This is a genomic window from Micromonospora sonneratiae (genome assembly GCF_042679305.1).
GTDB classification, from domain to species: domain Bacteria; phylum Actinomycetota; class Actinomycetes; order Mycobacteriales; family Micromonosporaceae; genus Micromonospora_H; species Micromonospora_H sonneratiae.
The window spans coordinates 77,510-96,450 of the sequence record NZ_JBHTMP010000019.1; the positions used below are offsets into that span (position 1 = coordinate 77,510).

Annotated in this window: 1 protein-coding gene; it reads right to left on the reverse strand. The window is 67.4% G+C overall.

Annotated features, from left to right (window positions below; genetic code table 11):
- Nucleotides 1–35: 35 nt before the first annotated feature.
- The gene (locus ACFQ4H_RS14670; RefSeq protein ID WP_377571191.1) at nt 36–18,923 is read right to left on the reverse strand and encodes a C2 family cysteine protease; all 18,888 of its coding nucleotides are present in this window, start codon (nt 18,921–18,923) and stop codon (nt 36–38) included.
- Between the last annotated feature and the right edge of the window lie 18 nt (nt 18,924–18,941).

The window sequence follows — 18,941 nt, forward strand, 5'->3', positions numbered from 1 at the left end:
CGGTCGTCGTCTGCGCGGTCGTCGTTCTCGTCTGCTCAGTCGTAGTCCTCGTTCGGCTGGAGCGCCTGCCGGATGGCGCTGATGGCTGGCGCGGGTAGCGTGGTGACCGGCGTGACCGGCGCGGGAGTTTGTCGCCGGGCGGAGTCGTCCGATGCCCGGAGGCCCGGGTCCGCAGCGTTGACCGGGTCCGCATCGTTGACCGGGTCCGCAGCGTTGACCGGGTCCGCGGTGTTGACCGGGTCGCCACCCATCTGCATGAACTGCTGCGGCTGCGCCGCTGGCGGGGCCTCGACGAGGCTCGTGTACCTCCGTACACCCACTTCGAGGAGTTGCTGCGCGGTCAGGGAGACGTGCTGCTGACCCCAGGGGTTACGGAGCTGGAAGGTGCCGTCCGCCCGATAGCCGACGACCTCGTAGGCGTGCAGTCCGACGACGCCGTACGGCAACGGCCCACCATTGCGAGCCGGAGGAATGCCGATCACGGTCGGGCGGTTCTCGTCGACGAGTCGGCGCAGCGTCGCGGCCACCTCCGGTGCGCTGGCTGGCAACAGGTCCAACGTGGCGGCCCGACCGGTGAGCATGGTGAGGACGGCGGTGCGGTGTTCGTAGGAGAGGGCGACGAGCCGCCCGTATCCCTGCTGGTTGGTGTTGTCGGGTCGGCCGAAGAAGATGTCGGCACCGGCGAGTGCCTTCTCCAATATGGCGGCCCAGTGGGTGGCCCCGCTCGGGTCCGAGGCGTAGATCAGTGATTTCGAGAGTCTTGCCCGTACCGGTAGTTCCGGGGTCACCTCGACGGTGAACCGGCGTCCGGGCAGCCAGGCCTCGCCGCTCCCCGACGGCGTGGGTGCCAGGACCGGTTCGTGGAGGTGGACAAGGTAGCTGCTGCCATTCTCCTGCCGCTGGATGGCGTTGTTGATCACGTCGGGAAGGCGGTGCGCGACCGCGCCGACCACCGCGATGGAACCGCAGTCACCCAACCTGCCCTGCGTGACCTGGTGATGGTTCGGCGGGCCGTCGAACAACTCGCCAACCTTCGAAAGGACCTTGATGGGACGGTAGGTGGCCGACCCTTCGTGTGACTCACTGGGCAACTTCGGCCGCTTGGTGTGGAAGGTGGGGCCGGGCGCGGGTTCGGGTAGTGCCAGGCCCCGGGCCGTACTCGTGTCGTGGCTGGTCACCGGGGTGTTTGTTTCGTTCGCTGTCCGGTGCAGCTCGGTGATCGCGTCGTGGAGCCGCCGGGTGGCCTCTGGCGGGGTGTGCTCGATGAAGGAGCGGAGCAGTCCGGTGACGTCGTCCAGGAGCGCGGTTCGGGCTTCGGGGGAGAGCTGCGGTTGGCGTAGTGCGGTGTGGGCGAGGTCAGCCAGTTCCAGGAGGGCCTCGGCGGCGGTTTCCGGCCGGGGGCCGGCGAGGAGTTCCTTCGCCCGGTGGATGACCTCGGTGGCCCAGGTGTCGCCGTATCTCGCTTCGGGGGTGGTGAAGACGGAGAGGAGTTCGCGTACGGCTGCGCCGGCGTCGAGGTCTTCGAGTTGCAGTCTGCGTACCGTGGTCTGGTAGGGGTCGGCGGTGAGCAGGCCGGCGTCGGCCAGCGTACGGCCGGCGTGCTGGATGGCGGCCAGGGTGGGCAGGACGCTGCCGGGCTCGGTGGTTGGTCGGGTCGTCCCCGGGGCGAACGGGCTGAACCCGTTGGGATCGTTGAGCCGTTGTTCGGCGAAGCCCAACCGGACGGCGAGGGCGCGGTCTGCGGGGAACGGTGATTCGTGCAGCCTTTCCGGGCTGGCCGTCCGAGGGTCCCCGGTCGAGGTCCACCGTGCCTTGAGTTCGGCATCCTCCCGGACCAGGTCGGCGATCCGGGCGACCACTGTCTCCGGCACGTGCCCGAGAGGCAGTCTGCTGGAGAGCACCAGCCGGGAGGAGAAGGCCATACCGGCTGGGATGTTGGCCTCGAACCTGCTGGTTGCCCGTGGTGTCGCCGCATCGCTGCCCAGGTCGGCGGCGTAGAGCTTGACCTCCGCCGCGCGGTCGCCGTAGCGGACGACCAGTACGTCGTACGGTCCGACCGTGACCTCGGCGCCGGGGAGCGCCTGTTGGAGGTGGCCGTCACGGGCGGTGGCGGTAGCTGCTTCGAGCACCGCGACCGGGTCCGGGTACGGCATGAGCCCGCCGTTGGACGTGTCCTCGGGGACCACAGCTCGGCTGGTCGTACCGCTGGAATCCGCCGGCAGTTCCGGCGTGCGCACGATCGTGGCGAGTTCGCCGAGGGCGTCGGGGGAACCGGCGGCCCGGTCGGCGAGGTGGAGCACCTCGTCCTTGAAGCTCTGTTGTTCGGATTGGGACCATGCACCTCGCTCGTGGGCACCGAGGCTGTGCATGGCCGATGGCTGGCTCTCCCAGACTCCGTCCGGGAGCCGCTGGTTGTGGTAGAGCTGCGTGCCGTCGGTGCCGTGGATCCGGATCGAGTCGACAGCGTGGGGGGCGGTCGGCGCGGCTGCGTCCAGCATGTCGAGGACCAGCCGTAGACCGTCCCCGGCGTGGGGTTCGGCAACGGGGGATGGCCGGCCCCGGTCGGCGGCGTCGAGGCTCTGGCGCAGGGTCTCCAACTGGTGTACGGCTTCGGGTACGGATACGGCGACGATGTCGATCTGGTATCCGGCTTGCCGGTAGCGCCCGATCACGGCCAGGGCCTGTTCGGGGTCGGTGACCGAGACGTGTCGTACGGTGTTGGCGTTTTTGCCGATGATGAGGTCGTCGGCCATTTCCAGCCATCGGTTGCCGTCGGTGGTGAGCCGGTTGGCGGCCCCGGCCCGTCCCTCACGGCTGGCGATCTCGGCATAGGCCGGGTGGTGGCGGAGTAGGCGGTCGGTGTTGATCACCGTTGCCGGGTCGGTGTCGGCGAAGCGTTCCCGGGCCAGGGCTTCGAGGCCCAGTCGGTCGATGCTGGTGTGGCTGAGTGCGATGACGGCGGTGGGCCGGTCGGTGGCTGGCTCGACCTTTAGGTGGTCGGCGATGCGTTGTTCGAAGAACTCCCGACCCGTCTCGGCGGACATCGTCGGATCCGGACCCTGCCGGACCGGGCCGTCCGCTGCCGGCGTCGCATCCCCACCCATCTGCATGAACTGCTGGGACTCGGGTGCTGTCGGGGCCTCCGCGAAACTGACGTAGTACTTGACGCCCACCTCAAGTATTTGTTCCGCCGTGAGGTAGGCGTGCTTGATTCCCCATGCGTTCCGCAGGAAGAAGGTGCCGTTTTCCCGGTATTCCATGATCTCGTAGGCGTGTTCGGCGACTACGCGATACGGCAACGGAGAGCCGTCTGCTGTCTTTGGTACGCCGATCAGGACCGGTTGGCCGTCGTCGAGGAGTCGACGGATGGTGCTTTCCGCTTCCAGGGCGTCGCCAGATCTTGTCAGCCAGCCCAACTCGGCAGGTCTTCCGGTCAACATGGTGAGTACGCCGGCCAGTTTTCCCACGTCGAGTCCTTCGAGCCGGTTGTATCCGTGCTGATCGGGCACGGCGCGGTCGAAGAAAATGTCTGCTCCGGTGACTGCCTTCTCCAGAAGGGCAGCCCAGTAGGTGTCGTGGCCCTCGTCGTGGGTGAAAGCCAGCTTCTGGTTGTTTTCGACCAGTACCGGCAGTTCGGGAGTTACCTCGACGTGGAACTCTCGTCCGGGTAGCCAGGCGAGGCGTGCATCCGAGGGTTGGAAGTCCGGTACCGGCTCGTGCAGGCGGACGAGGAAGCCCTGCTTGTTCGGCAACGGCCGTATTGCGCTGTTGATCACGTCGGGCAGATGCGTGGCTGCCGTACCGAGCACCACCACGGTTCCGCAATCGCCCAGTGCTCCCTGGAAGACCTGGAAGTGGCTCGGTGGTTCTTTTCCCAGGAACAGGTGAATGGCTTCGGGTATCTCGTTGACGTGTGCGTAGGTGACCTGCTCAGCCAACTTTTCAGGCATCGCTGGTCGTTCGGCGGCGCGGTAGGTGGGACCGGGTGCGGGTTCCGGGGGGCCCGGGGTTCGGGGGGTGTCGGTGTGGACTGAGCCGGTTGTTTCCGGCGTTGCTTCGTGTAGTTGACTGACCGCCTCGTTGAGTTGTCGGGTGCTCTCCGCTGGGGCATGTTCGGTGAAGGAGCGGATCCACCCGTTGAGGTCTTCGACGAGTGGGGTACGGGTTCCTTGGGGCAGGCCGTGGTGGCGTAGGGCGGTGTGGGTGAGGTCGGCGAGTTGCAGGAGGGTGTCGAGGGCAGTTTCTGGCCGGGGTGCGGTGAGGAGTTCCCTGGCACGGTGGATGACTGCGCTGGTCCAGGTGTCGCCGTAGGTTGCTTCGGGGTTGGTGAAGATGTCGAGCAGGGTGCGGACGTGTTCGGTTGCGCCAGCGTCTTCGAGTTGGAGCCGCCGTACGGTGGCGTGGTAGGGGTCGGCGGCGAGCAGGCCCGCGTCGGCCAACACACGGCCAGCGTCGTGTATTGCGGTGATCGTGGTCAGCGCGGTGCCGGGTTCGGCTGCTGGTCGTCCGGTTGCGGGAACGAACGGGTTGAACCCGCCGGCGTCGCTGAGCCGGTCGACTGCGAGGCCCAGCCGGGCTGCGAGAGTTCGGTCGGCGGGCGAGAGCGGGGAGCGCTCGCGGGCATGGAGTGTTCCTACGGGTTGGCCGTCTTGGTCGAGGTGCCGTCCCCATTCGGCGTCCTGCCGGAACAGGTCGGCGACCTGTTCAGCAACGACTTCTGACACGCGTCCGAGTGGCAGCCGACTGGAGACCACCACGTGAGCGGCGAAGTCGCTCCCTTCCGGATGGTCGGTAAGGGCCTTGCTGGTCGCTGCCGGTGCCGTGGCATCCCGGCCGAAATCGCCGGAGAAGAACTCGATCCTCGCGATGCGATCGCCGTGCCGGATGACCAGCACACTTCCGGACTCGACCGTGACTTCCGCCCCCGGTAGCAGGCGTTGCAGGATTCCGTCGCGGCCAGCGGCGACGGCGGTCTCCAGCACCCGGACCGGATCCGGGCGTGGCATGAAGCCGCCGAAGGGCGTCCCGCCGGCACCACCCGGTCGACTACCGGTCGCTTGCTCTATCGGAATGTCGGGGCTTCGGACGATGGCGGCGAGTTCGCTGAGCGCGGCGGGGAGGTCGCGGACTTCCTCGGCCAGCCGGACAACCTCGTCCTTGAAACTCTGCTGCTCCTGTGGGGTCCAGTGCCCCTGCTCGTGGGTGCCGAGCGTTTCGGCGGCGGTCGACTGGCTGTTCCAGGTGCCGTCAGCGGCTCGTTCGTTATGGAACGCCTCGGCCCCGTCGCTGGTGTGGACCCGGATCGAGTCGACGCCGTTCGGCTCGGCTCGCTGGGAGTAGTCCAGCAGGTCGAGGACGTCCCACAGGCCGTCGCCGCTGTGTGGCTCGGTTACGAACTCGTGTTGTCCGCGTCTGGCGGCGTCCAACGACTGTCTCAGGGCGTCGAGTCGGTGTACGGCTTCGGGGACGGAGACGGCGACGACGTCGATCTGGTATCCGGCTTGCCGGTAGCGCTCGATTACGGCCAGGGCCTGTTCGGGGTCGGCTACCGAGACGTGTCGTACGGTGTTGGCGTTCCTGCCGATGATGAGGTCGTCGGCCATCTGTAGCCAGCGGTCGCCGTCGGTGGTCAGCCGGTTGGCGGCCCCGGCCCGTCCCTCACGGCTGGCGATCTCGGCGTACGCAGGGTGGTGACTTAGCAGCCGGTCGGTGTTCACCACCGTTGCCGGATCGGCGTCGCCGAATCGGTCCCTGGCCAGGGTGTCGAGGGCCGGGCGGTCGATGCTGGTGTGGCTGAGTGCGATGACGGCGGTGGGCCGGTCGGTGGCGGCGGGCCGGACGCGTAGATCGTCAGTGATGCGCTGGTCGAAGAGCTCCCGACTTGCCTCGGCGGACATCGTCGGATCTGTCCCGGGCCGGACCGGGCCGTCCGCTGCCGGCGTCGCCTCTCCACCCATCTGCATGAACTGCTGGGATTCAGACGTTGCCGGAGCCTCGACAAGCGTCGTGTAGTGGCTCCCCATCACTTCCCGGATCTGTTCTGCGGTCAACACGACGTGGTGCTCACCCCACGGGTTTCGCAGGAGGAACCCCTGATCCGTGGGCCGTACGACCTCGTAGGCGTGCCCGGCCACGACGTCGTACGGCAGCGGAATGCCGTCGTAGGTGCCCCGACTGCCCACGAGGAGCGGTCGGCCGTCGGCAAGGACGGCGTTCAGTTGTGCGGCCAGGTCAGCCGGGTCGATCGGCATGAGATGGTCGCGAGCCTGCCGGCCGGTGAGCATGGTGAGGATGGCGGCGCGGTCGCGGATGTCGGATCCCACGTCCAGCCGGTGGTAGCCGTGCAGGCCACGCTTCTCCGAGCTGGCTCGGTCGAAGATGCTCTCCGCCCCGGCGATCGCCTTCTCCAGGACCGGAGCCCAGACCGCATTGCCCACGCCGTCACTGATGAAGGCGGGGCGGGAGGGATCCGTGGCAAGTACCGGTAGCTCGCCCGACACGTTGACCTCGAACTCACGCCCCGGTCGCCAGATGCCGGATCGGAAGTCGTACACCGGCTCGAAGATCCGCACGACGTAGCCACCGTCAGGCCCGGGGCGTACCGCCTGCCTGATCGCCTCGGGCATGTGCGCCGCCAGGGAACCCAGTGTCGCGACATATCCGCAGTTCCCGAGATTCCTGGTCTGGGTAGCTTGGTGACGCTGCGGTGGGCCGTCGAAGAGCTGCATGGCCTGGGGAAAGTCGGATATCGACTGCCAGACGTAGGCTGGGCCGCTCCTCCTTCTCGGGAACGGCGGGCGATCGACCACCAGATCCGCCGGGTTGGTCGGGCGGGGCGGTTCCGGGGTGCGTGCCGTCGTCGGATATCCCCAGTGGCTGCGTGCATCAGCCTCGGGAACGAGTTCGTGCAGTCGGTTCACCATATGGGACAACCGCTGAGCGGTCTCCACCGGAGCATGTTCGGCAAATGACCCGGCCCAGCCGGTGATGTCGCGGACAAGGGCGATTCGCGAGCCGGTGGAGAGCGCCGGCTCGCGAGCTACGGTGTGGGCGAGGTCGACCAGGGTCAGCAGGACGTCGGTGCTTGTTTCGGTCCGCGGCTGGCCGACCAACTCCACGATCCGGTGGATGGCGTTGGTCCGCCAGCCGGGGCCGTACACCGTCGTCGGATCACTGAACGCGGAGAGCAGGTATTCGATTCGTGGGTCGGCGTGGATCGCGTTCTCGGTCCGCATCCGGGCGGCGTCGGTCAGGGGGCCGTCCGTCGGTAGCAGGCCCTGTTCGGCAAGCACCCTTCCGGCATGGTGCAGGGCGACCAGTTCCGGTAGGACGGCGCCATCGGAGATCGACCGTCCGACCTCGACGACGAACGGGCTGAAGCCGGATCGGGCCAGCCGGTCCGCCGCGAAACCCAACCGGGCCGTCAGGTGGTTGGTTGAGGGCAGGTGGCCGTCTGCTGCGTAGGCGTCCTCGACCCAGTTAATGCCGTATCTGTCGGCCAGGTCGTTCCGTCTTGCCCAGGCGGGGCCCTGCTGGTCGGCCAGATCAGACCGTTCGGTAGCACGCTGGAAGACGTCCGCGATCCGCTCGACGACGACCTCCGGAACGTGTCCGAGCGGTAGCCGAGAGGCGATCACCACGTTGGCCTCCACGGCCTGTGGCCCGACGCCGTCGTCGTAGATCTCCAGGGGATCCCGGGCCTCGGTCCGGAGCCGGACATTGCTGATCGCTGGTGGAGTGTCCGCCTCCCTACCCAGGTCGGCAACGGCCACCTCGATCTCGGCGGTCCGCCCGGCATGCTCGATGACCAGCATCTTTTCCGACGCGGAAATGACGTCTGCACCGGGCAGCACACGCTGGAGCAGTTCACCACGGGCGGCGGCCATGCTCTGCTCCAGTACCCGGACCGGGTCGGGACGGGGCATGAATCCACCGGAGAGCGTGCTTCCCTTGATTCCCAGCGGACCACCGAACGGAGTCCGACCGCGGCGGATCTCCTCCGGGTGGCTGACCTCGCGTAGCGTCTCCCGACCCGGGGTTGCGTCCGGCCCGGCCGCCGGCGTGCCCGCTGCCGGCTCCTCGCCACCCATGCTCATGTACTGCTGCTTGCCGGGATCGGTGCCGAGGTCCTGCGCGGGCGGTGCTGGTACGGGGGAGTCCCCGGACGAGGTGATCTCGACGAAGGCGTGGTCCGGGCCTACCCGGCTGATCAGCGGCTGCGGATGACCCTGGCCGGTGACCCGTACCGCCGTGATGATCGGGCCGTCGCTACTGATCCAGATCGGATGCTCGGTGGCGCGTACCGGACCGCCGACGACCCGCTGGAACTGCCGGGCCAGCGAGGAGTCTCCACCACTGAGCGCCTCGCTGATCAGCAGGGTGTGGCCCGCGTCCGGGGCGTACCCCCGGTTGGCCAGGAGTTCGGCCAGCGGTGCAGGCTCGATCCAGCCACCGTCGACGAACGCCCGGCCGCCCGAACCACGGGCGACGATGGCCACCTGTCCCGGTGGCACCATCGCCTGGAACACCGCATTCCGTAGCGCCGGGTCTGCGGCATCACCGTGCGACCGGACCCACACGACCTGCCGACCGCTGCCGTTGACCACCACTTCGGCGTACGAGCCCAACTCGGCGGCGCTCCAGGTCGGCCCGCCGGCCGCGGTGGGGTGCCCGCTGGAAGGTGGATTGGTCGGGGCCCAGATGTGCCCGTCCACTGGGGTGCGGACGCCGGACGGCAGCGGGGCCGGCTCGTAGTGGTAGTCGAACAGCCGTTGTAGCGTCCCGACCAGATCGGGGTTGGGCATGTGTTGTTCCCGCACGCCGCTGACCCCGTCCGCGGTGTGTACGCTCCACCGGCCGGCCTGCATGCTGGCTTCCTGCGGTGGGCCGGCTTCCTTGGGATGGACCCGGGCGGCGTAGACATGGTCGGGTCTGGTGTTCGCCCCCGCATCGGCGTGGACGATGCTGTCCGCCGCGCCCAGCACCCGGATACTGCGACCGTCGAGGTGGCTCTGCAACTCCTCGGCGAGGCGGCTGGTGTATGCCCGACCGGTCGGCGACACGGTCGCGTCACCGGCCCCACCCGCGACCAACGCCACCACCGCGCCGTCCCTGGCCGGGGTGCCCTTCACCACCTCCATGAAGTCGGGGTTCGCGGCCAGTTCCTCGGCGAACTGCTTCGGTGACAGATGCCTGCCGTCGACCAGCATCGCGTCGGCGGCCGCGTCGTAGTGGCCCACCACGGTGAAGGTGTTCGGGAACCGGGGCATCGCCTGGGCGCTCTGAAGCGAACCGACGTGGTCGGTCGCTGCCGGGAAGTAGATTCCCCCGGTCTTCACCTGGCGGTACGGAAGCGGGTCGGCGATGGGGGACAGCGGTGTTCCCTCGGGGCGCAGCCCGTCCATGCCGAGGTGCGGGGCCGGGTCGGCGTAGGGCCCGCCCTCGGCCAGCGAGACGACCGCCGAGAAGTCGTGCGGCCGGGTGGTCACCACCTGTGGCCCCGTCCCGTCGGCGCGCTGCATGGTGACCGTGACCGTCGGGTCCGTGACGTGGTGGAAGGTCCTTGTGCCATGCGGCGGCGACGATCCAGCACTGTTCGCCGGCGGTTCTGTCGGTCTCGGCGGATATGCCGGCTTCGGCGGATATGGCGGGTCGGATGGCCGTGGCGGATCGGGTGGTTTCGGTGGTTCCGGCGATTTCGGTGCGGCAGCACGTGCCCGCATTTCGGCAACCGCCTGATCATGCACGATCAGGATTGCTTCGCCGGTGCTACTCAGTGACTGGCTGTCCTTGAGCTTGCCACCATCCTTTGCGAATTTCTCGACGGTGACCTGGTATTCGATCTCGACCCGGAGCTTGGTGGCCGACCCCCTTGCGGTACTGCTCGTAGCACTGCGAATGCCAGCTTTGGAGGACCGCCCGTAGGTGCTGTCGAACTCCGCCGCGACCCTGCCGTCCATCCCGGCCAGGGCAGCAGCCTCGCCGGAGTAGCTCGGGTTGAACGGCTGGAACAGGTCGTTGCGGGCACTCTCGCCGTGAAGACGGTCGCTCCGGATGGTCTTGCCCAACTGCACACCCGGCTGGCCCTCGCTGATGACCTGAACGGTCTTCGGAACAGCCTTGATTGTGATGTTGAACCTTCCGTTGGGGCTGCCCGGCTCGGTCAGGCTTGCTATCTGGTGTCCGTCCGGGCCGAACAACTTGCTTATCGTTGCCGGAGGCAGGTCCAGGATCGCTCTCAGCTCGGGGTCCCGGATCGTCATCTTGGCCTGGTCCAGCATGCCCTTGCGGGCCAGCAGCTCCCGGATCGTCTGCTGTAGAGCAGCGCGGTCGGCAAGCTCGACCTGGAACCGCTCGGGCAGTGCATCGAAAGGTACAGGGGGTTGTGACTCGGCCCCGTGCCCGTTGACCACTTCAGGGGCGAACTCCACGCCCGCCCTGACTACGGCCCTGGCAGCTGCCCTGGCTGCCCTGGCGTTGGCATCCGCCATGACCGCCGCCGTGGCCACGGCCTCAGGAGCTGCTCCTTCGGCCCTCGCTCTGGCCGCTGCGGTGACCGCTGCCGTGACTGCTTCCCGGTCCACAGCCGTCGCCACTGCCTTGGCCATCTGGTCGCTGGCCCGGAAGGCCCTGGTCGCGGCGGTTCCGTCCGGCACCAGCATCCGGACGGATCCGTTGAACTCCGCCGACGCGCGGGACGGGGCGTCGGCGGGGCGTGGGCTGACGTGCTCTCGCAGGGCCCGGGTCCCGGCGTCCGCTGCCTTGCCGACGAGGCCGGTTCCCGGTAGCTGTTCCCGCACCACCTCCACGCGCATCCTGAATCCGACATCGAACGCGTCGACGCCGTTGAAGGCGGCATAGCGGGATTGCTGTGTGTCCTTTTCCAGATAGCTGTCGCTGCTTCCACGACCACGGTCGGCACCTGTGCCGCTGGTCGGCTGGTGCGCCCAGTCCGCACCACCCCTGTTTGAATTGTTCGAGTTCGCGCCGGAGCTGCCTGAGGGCGACCTGGAGACTTCGTTGCTCGTCGCGGACATGTCATTGACGATGATATTGGTGTCATCCAGCCGCCCGATCGGTGTCGCGGTGTCACGGGTTACCGATAGCTGGACGGTGACCCGTTCACTCGGCCCGACTTTGAAGCTCAACTGGAGGCCGTCGGGGAGCGTCATCGTGTCGATCAGACCTCGCCAGCGCTGGCCAGCCAGGAGACCGAACAGGCCCTGCTCCAGGCCGGGGGTCTTGGCCACCAGTTCGGGTGACACCGCTTCGATCAACTGCATCGTCTGCTTGACGAGGTCGATGGGACGGCCCGTGCTGTCGGCCAGGTTCAGGAATTCGAGACCGGTGTTGCCGAATCCCTGCTGGAGATAGTCCGGCAGCATCATGAAGTCGGCTACCGGTGGCCGCCGTGCGCTGACCCTGAGGAGGTAGTCGATCCGTCGTGAACCGGTGGCGTACTCCGGCGGCACCTCCGCGTCGGGGAACTGTCCGGCCAGTCGCTCGCCCAGTTTGTCGGCCAACCCGTCCGACCGGTGGAACGATCCATCCGGTAGGCCGTACTGGCGGGCGAGGTCGGCGTGGCCGGCGATGTCATGGCGGTAGCGGACCAGCAGGTCGACGACGAGGTTCCGGCTGAGGTTCAAGTGCCCGTTTGCATAGCGGGTCAGGGCGTCGGCGACCTGATCCAGGGGCACCGGATGCTCGCCGGCCGCGTACAGCTCGAGCGCGACACGTTCGGGAAGGGTGTACACCAGGTCGCGGGTTGCCAAACGGGTGCGGGCCTCCGGACTGGGTAGGTGGTATTCGATGCCGTCGAGGCGGAACTCAACCGGCACGCGGTATATGTAGGAATAGCCTCCTTCGTCGAGGACGTTCCGACTTCGGGAGCCGGTCTGGCTGGAGCTGTGAGTTTCGTTGTAACCCCGGGTCTTGGCGATGTTTCCGCCGGCACTCCAGTTGGTTCCGTCCTCAGTGACGCCCTTGACCCCGGAGCCACCGTCGACGACGGTGCTACGACCCCGTGTCGTGGTGGTGTCATAGCTGTGCGTGGCGGCGGCAGTGCTTCCCGTCGACCAGGGAATCGCGCCTTCGAAGTGGGAAACGCCGGCCCTTGCGGAGATCGACAGTTCGGAGTACAGCGGCGTGATCCCCCTCGGCTCCACCACGAATTCCGTTCCGTACTTGGCGAAGAGCCACTCCCGATGGGAGATGAGGTTCTGGATGTCCAGCAGGCTGCGTAGGTGCACGTATCCGGCCGACCCAGGTTTCGAGGCGACGGGCAACACATTCTCGACTACTTCCCAGAGGCGTGCGTCCAGATGGAAGGGACGAGCCTCCTGCAGTGCTCGCCAGGTTGTGCCCGGTGCCGTGGATCCATCGGCATGGGTTACCACGAAACCCTGCCAGGGGGACGACGGGAACTCGGCAGCTCCGGTCCTGGGCAGCAGTTCGGCCGGCAACAACAGTCGGGCACTACCCGGGGCGTCGAGCACCTCGGTGACGTGCTCGACGGTCACCCGCTCCACCACCACACGATGCGGTACCTCGAAGACCGCCGTAGGGCCGACGGATTCGGCGTTGGCATTCTCGATGACCGTCTTACCGATCGACGAGCTGCTGCCGTGGGTTCGAGCGTGCTTGCCACCGTCCTTTGCGCCGCTGCCCTTGAAAAGGTCGGTCGCATCTGCGGTCTTGTAGTTCCGCTTTCCCCGGAGCGAATGCCCGACCGACTCGCCAGCAGTTTGTTTCAGGGGGTTGACGCTGATCTCCGCGTTGGACATCGTCGTTGTCGTCCGGTACCCCTCCAGTTGTGCTCGGCCGTGGTCAGGCTCCAGCCGGACCCGGAACGTGACCTGCTCCGGCACCTGCCCGGGTCGGTGCTTGTGCAGCACCAGCGGAATACCGTCCTGTGTCGCCTGGTTGTAGCGCCCGGCCAGGTCCGCGCCGAAGAGCGCCTCGACCGCTCGCAGGTTGGCGATCTGGTGACTGGCGGTGATGGGGTTCCGGGCGAACACGGAAGTGCCGTTGTGCACCCGTGGCAGTAGGCCCTCGTTGCGGAGCAGGGCTTCCAGTTCGGCGCGAAGGTTCTTCTCCGGTGCCCAGGTCAGTTTGTCGACCTTGCCAGGGCCGATGCCGGGGATCCCGTCAGGGCCGAGCCAGCTCGGCGGTTTGTCGAGCCGGCCGGGCGGTGGACCCGGGGTCAGATCATCACGAAGCCTGACCTGGCCGTCCCTGTCCAGCCGTACCGCAGCCGCGTCCACCGGTAACCCGAACTGGTATGCGTCCACCTCCGACATACGCAACAGAGCGGAGCCCTCCACCGGAGATCCGACACGTGGTCTGACGACGCTGGTCAGGTGCGGGCCGATCATTTGCACGGACACCTCGTGCACCAGTTCGATGCGGTAGCCCTGTGTGTGGCCGGGTTGATCCTCTGCGCTCCTGATCGCGGAGTGGCCTGCGGACAGCTTGTTGTCCCTGCCCGGGTTCCTGGAGTATCCCAGACCGGCGTCACCGTTGTTCTCTATCGACTCAGCTCGATTCCCTGTTCCTTCTCCGAACACAAAATCGAACACGTTGCGTATCGACGGGATGCCGAACTTCTTCCGCGTCGCATCCAGACCGTGGCTGGTGGTGTGGACCTCCTTGACCGATCCCGCCGCGTTCACAGTCGACGTTTCGACCTTCCCCAACCGGTGCCAGCGGCTCGCGGTGCCAACCGGCTCGGCGTCCCACGCCGAATGCCCTTCCGTCTGCTTCACCCGGGTACGGATCTGTACCAAAGCGTGCGTTTCGCCATTATGGGTGACCAGGGCCTGGAAGCCGTTGGGCTCGTTGATGGCCGTCCGAAGATTCGCCGGCAGCTCCGCGGTGATGAATGCGCGCAGCTGCTTACGGGTTACGCTGTCCAGATTTCCGAACCGTGGCTTCAGTAGGGCAATCGTCTGGTCGGTCAGTTCGTTGAGACCGGTAAGACCGGACGCGTCGTGGTCCGGGATCTGTTCCGTCCGCTTTCCGAAGTCGATGCGTACCAGGTTGTCCGGGGCCCGCTCGGTGTATGGGTGGGCCACCCACAACCGCATACTGTCCCGGTCACCGGGTTGCACGCTGTCGACCAACTCGACATCGTGCCAGGAGTGGTCGCTGCGTCCCTTGGCGGGCGCGGCCCGAACCCCGACCTCCCAGACGCCCGTCGCGTCGACGAGTGTGTCGCCGCCAACGTTGGTGAGCGTCGTACCCCTGGTGGTATGACCGAAGCCGCTGCTCTGCAATAGTACGCTGCGGTTCTTCCCGAAACTGCCCCGGAAGTTTACGTGCGACACGAACTCCTTGATCGCAGTCATCGTCTCTCGCCCGAACTCCGGAATGAGCCCCGCCAGTGAGCGACCCGAGAAGGGCACGCTGCTGGAGCCAATGCCACGCTGATTTCCGGTCGCGATGGCTGTCGCGTTTCGTTGCGGGGTCTTGGTGCTGCCTGTAGTCGATGTCTCGATCGGCGGATTGAGGATCTCGACGACGTCCTTGGGGTGGAACCGGATGAGGATCTCGGTGTCGCCGAACGTCAGTACCAAGCCGTCCTGGCTCATCACCCTGTCCCAGCCTGCCGTCAGCATCTCGGACAGTGTTTTCGGTGAGACCGTGGTTCCCTGGTCGCTGAGTTTGGCATTCACCCGCTCGACCAGGGCGGCCTCGAAGGGCAGCGGACCCTCCAGGATGGCGGTGTGCAGGGCGCTCTCGTGTGGGGTCGTGGCCTTCAACGCGGCGTGGTAGGCCTGGTAACTGGTATCAGCTTCCCTTATGAGGTCCGTCAGTTCGTTCAGGCGGGCCGCCCGGTCCGCCGCGGGTAGGTCGGGGGCCAGCAAATCGTCCACCGCGCGGCGAAGATTCTGGTACGCATCCTGAGCCGCCTTGGCCTGCTCGGCAGCCCTCTGGTAGGTGTCGGCGACGCGCAGGTCGCGTTCGGCCCGGTCTCGGAGCCTGGCGGCTGCGTCCGCCTGGCCCCGGGAGCGTTGCTCGGCCCCACGGTCGGTGTTCTGCAGCGGGTCCAGCGCCTCCCGGGCCTGCTCTTCCTTCAGGAGGCTCTCGGCCCAGGAATGGTAGGCCTTCTTCACTCGGGCCTCGACCCGTTGATCCAGTGCCGCCCGGCTTTCGTCGAGTGCCTTGCCCAGCCGGTCCATCGGGTCCCGTAGTCGGGTTGCCGTACTTCCGTCGACCGGATCGCCGCGATGCATCGCGGAGTGCAGGTCTTCGACCTGCCGGGTAACCGCCTGCTGATCGTTGTCGAGCCGGTCCTGGTGCAGGGCCTCGTGGCTGCTGTCGGGCCGCGGCCGACCATTCGTCATCGCCGGCAACTGCTGGGCGTTGGCCGTATCGAGGTGCAGTTGGACGGTGGTGCGGTATGCGACCCCACCCGCATCGGTGAAGTCGAGCTGTATGCCCCGCTCGCTACGCAGCCGGCGAACCGCCTCCCGGGTGCCGATCTCCTCGACCAACTCGGTCGCGTTGTCTCGGAGCTGTCGTTCGATGTGTGCCCACTCGGCGGCGCTGACGTGGTCGCGGCCAAGATTCTTCGGCTGGAGGTGGCTGACGACCAGGTCGACGAGTTTGCCGGTGTTGCCCTCGGCGATCCGGACCTCGCCGATGGCCTCCACAGAGAACGAATCCACCGAGGCCGGCGGGTCGGTGGCCTTTCGGTGTAGTTCCAACAGTTTTTGGGTATGCCCCGTGTTGTCGGGAAGGCTGACCCCCCATGATGGACTGAGGCCGGCAGGTGCCGAATCGAGGTGCGCCGGCAGCAGGCCGAACTCCCGGGCCAGTTCCACCGCCAGAGTGCGTTGCAGGGGATCTGGTAGCTGGTCGACGTACGTCGGTGGACGAGGCGGGCCCACCATTCCCTCGCGTTGGACCTCCGTTGGTTGGAGCGGGATCGGGCCCGATTCGTCGAGACGGTTGCGGATGATCTCGTAGGCCTGCGCCAGCCGTTCGAGTTCGAGGACGCCGTCCTTCTCGTGACCTGTGCTCTTGAGGAAGTCGGCGGCTGCCGCCAGCATCGCGGCGCTCTCCTCGGGCGTATGGGTACGTCCGCCCGGCGTGTCGGTCAGCACCTCGGCCAGCCGTACCCAGCCAGGATCAAGGGGGTGCTGCCGGTCCGGCGGGACGAGTTCATCGACTGACAGCTTGAGCTTCTTCAGCAACGGGTCCAGTTCGGCCAGCCGCCCCCTGCCCAACTCGGTGAGCTGCTCGGGGGTACGGGCAGCGCCCTGCCCGCCCATCTCCCGAGCGGTGCTCGTAGGTGAGGCGGGCGCCTCCTCGGCTACTGCCGAGCGCCAGATCACCGTATCCCCGCTGGGACTTTCCGGGCTGGCCTTTCCGACGAAGGCCAAGGTGGCGACCCGGCTGTCCGGAGGGATGACGCCGCCAGAGTCGGACACCCGGGCCAGGCTGGCAGTGATGTGACCATCACCCCAGATCTGCACACGGTCGCGGCTGGCCAGCACCGGACGGCCGGACAACTCGGCCAGCCGACCGGCGAACGAGCTGCCCGGTCTTGCTCCCGGTGGGTCCGCCATCGCCTCGCAGATCGCCAGCACGAAGCCGTCCCGGGGAACGGCGATCCCGCGTTCGGCCATCGCCGCCAACAGGACTTCCGGCTGGATCCAGCCGTCGCTGATGTGGACCTGCCCCTTGACACCGTGGGTGACCACCAACAGTTGTCCGGCGGGCACCTGCATCTGCTTGGCCGCAGCCAACAGGAACGGGTCAGGTCTGCCGGGAGCGTGCAGCAGTAGCACCTCGCCCCCGGCCGGCGGGCGGACCGAGGTCATCCGGGACGCCTGCGGGTCGGCGAGTTCAGGGCCGCTCAGGTACACGCCGGCGGGTGGCGGCGTACGGTCGGCTGCAACCTCGGAAGCCTGGGAGAGGTCCCGGGTCGAGTGACCGTCGGTGGGCGCTGGGCCATCCGTTGCCGGGGGCACGTCGTGTCCGGTTACGCCGTCTGCCGGGTCGCCGGTTCGGGGGGCAACCGGTTCGGTCACCGGTGCGTCCGGGACGCTCGGCGGTGCCTGGTCGGCAGACCGTCCGTGACCAGGAGCGGTCGGTAGCGTGTCGCGGGAATGACCTGCCGGATTGTCGAGGCCACGGGCGGACGACGGCGGGCTGCTGGGGCGACCTTCTGACGGCGGTGCCGGCTCGCCTCTGACCGGTGCCGGTGTGCCGTTGGTGCGGGGCTCGGTGGGAACGGGGGTGGTCGACCTACTGGTCGCTTCGGGCAGGCCCTCACCGGGATGGGCGGCTACCCCACCGGTCCTGCCACCCGGCTGCGGCGAGGCTGGTGTTGGCTGTTGGCCACCCTTGGCTGGCGGAGCGGCACCCGGCTCAGCGGGCACGGGAGCGACCCGGCCACCAGCTCCTGCCGGCTCGACCGCCGAACGCACAGGGGTACCAGCAGTGGGCGGAGTGCTCTCGACTGCGGGCTGTACCACCTTTGTGGTGACGGTGAAGCGCTCAGCCGTGCCATGCGACTGCGCCGGCGGAGAGATCAACTTCGGGCTCTTGAATTCGGGCTTGTCGACGTAGCCAGACTTGATCGTCCCATCCAGGCCGGCCCGGAGCTGACTGATCGGAGTCGGTTGATCGATGGGGGTGAGCTTTGTCGTTCCGATCGGACCGGTGTGTGCGTAGGGGGTGACCATGGTGGAAGTGATGCCTATGGCGTCCGGCTCCATGACCGAACCCATTCGGCCCTTCCGGAACGAGATGGCCTTTTCGCTGGCCACCCGCATGGCTGCGCCCTGGATGGCTGCGGCCTTGAATTCCTCGCCTGTGGGTAGGTGCCACTGGTGGAGCATGAAGCCGTTGGTGAGCATCGCGGCGGTGGGCATGGAGGCGACCATTATCGCGGCCTCCTCCACGCCTGCCGAGGCGTACCGGACAGCGGGTGCGAACGCCTGCAGTCTGGCGGGAAGCGCCGGTACGCGACTGGTTGCCCAGACCGCTGGCGCACGCAGCGGCACCATCAGGGTGCCGGCCGCTATGCCAGTAGCTGTGGCGGTCGCGAAGCCCATGAGATCGAACTGCTGTCCGGTGATGAGTTGAGCGGTCAGGTTGACGCCGCCCATCAAGCCGGCCTGCATGGCGACCGATTTGATGAGAGTTGGCACGGTGATGTACTGGGCTGCGATCTGTCGCAAAGTAGGCGTGCTGCTGCCGGTCCCCGCGCCGAGAGTTGGTGCCGTCGCCACTGGCGCACCAGCCCGGCCTGCTGTTGGTGCGGCGGCGCGGGTGGCTGCCGGTACGGCGGCCCGGCCTGCTGTCGGTGCGGCGGCGCGGGTGGCTGCCGGCACGGCGGCCTTGGCTGTGGTCTGGGCGATCGCCTTACCACCCAGCTTCGTGACCAGAGTTTCCATCGTCCGGACGGCGGCGGCCCGGGCCCCGGCTATCACCCCGACCTTCGCAGCCTCCGAGATACCCGGCGGAAAGCCGAACATCAGGAAGAAGATGGTCAGGACGCTGACGATGACCATCAGTACCAGGCTCACCCTGGCGAATGCGATGTTGAGAGCAGCGGAACTTGCCGCCCCACCGGCCTGTGCAGCTATGGAGGTCAGATCGGCTAGCCCGCCCTCCTTGCTGCTGAGTTCCTGCCAGCGCTTGAGGACTGCCGGGCCGACATCGCCGCCCCAAGCGGCCAACACTTCGCTGACACCGGCACCGAAATCCTGCTGTAGCGTGCCGAGTAGCTCGACCAACTCGTTCCAGGCTTCAGCCAGTTCCGAGAGCTGTCCCTCGTCACCCTCGGGCCAACAGGACCCGCCGAAGGCATAGAGAAGAGCGTTCCCGCCGAACTCTCCGGTACCGAGGATCGCGTCACGGATCCCGTTGTAGAAGGAACTGCCGAAGTCGGGTAGTGGTGGCGTGGGCACGGGACGTACGCATTCGCT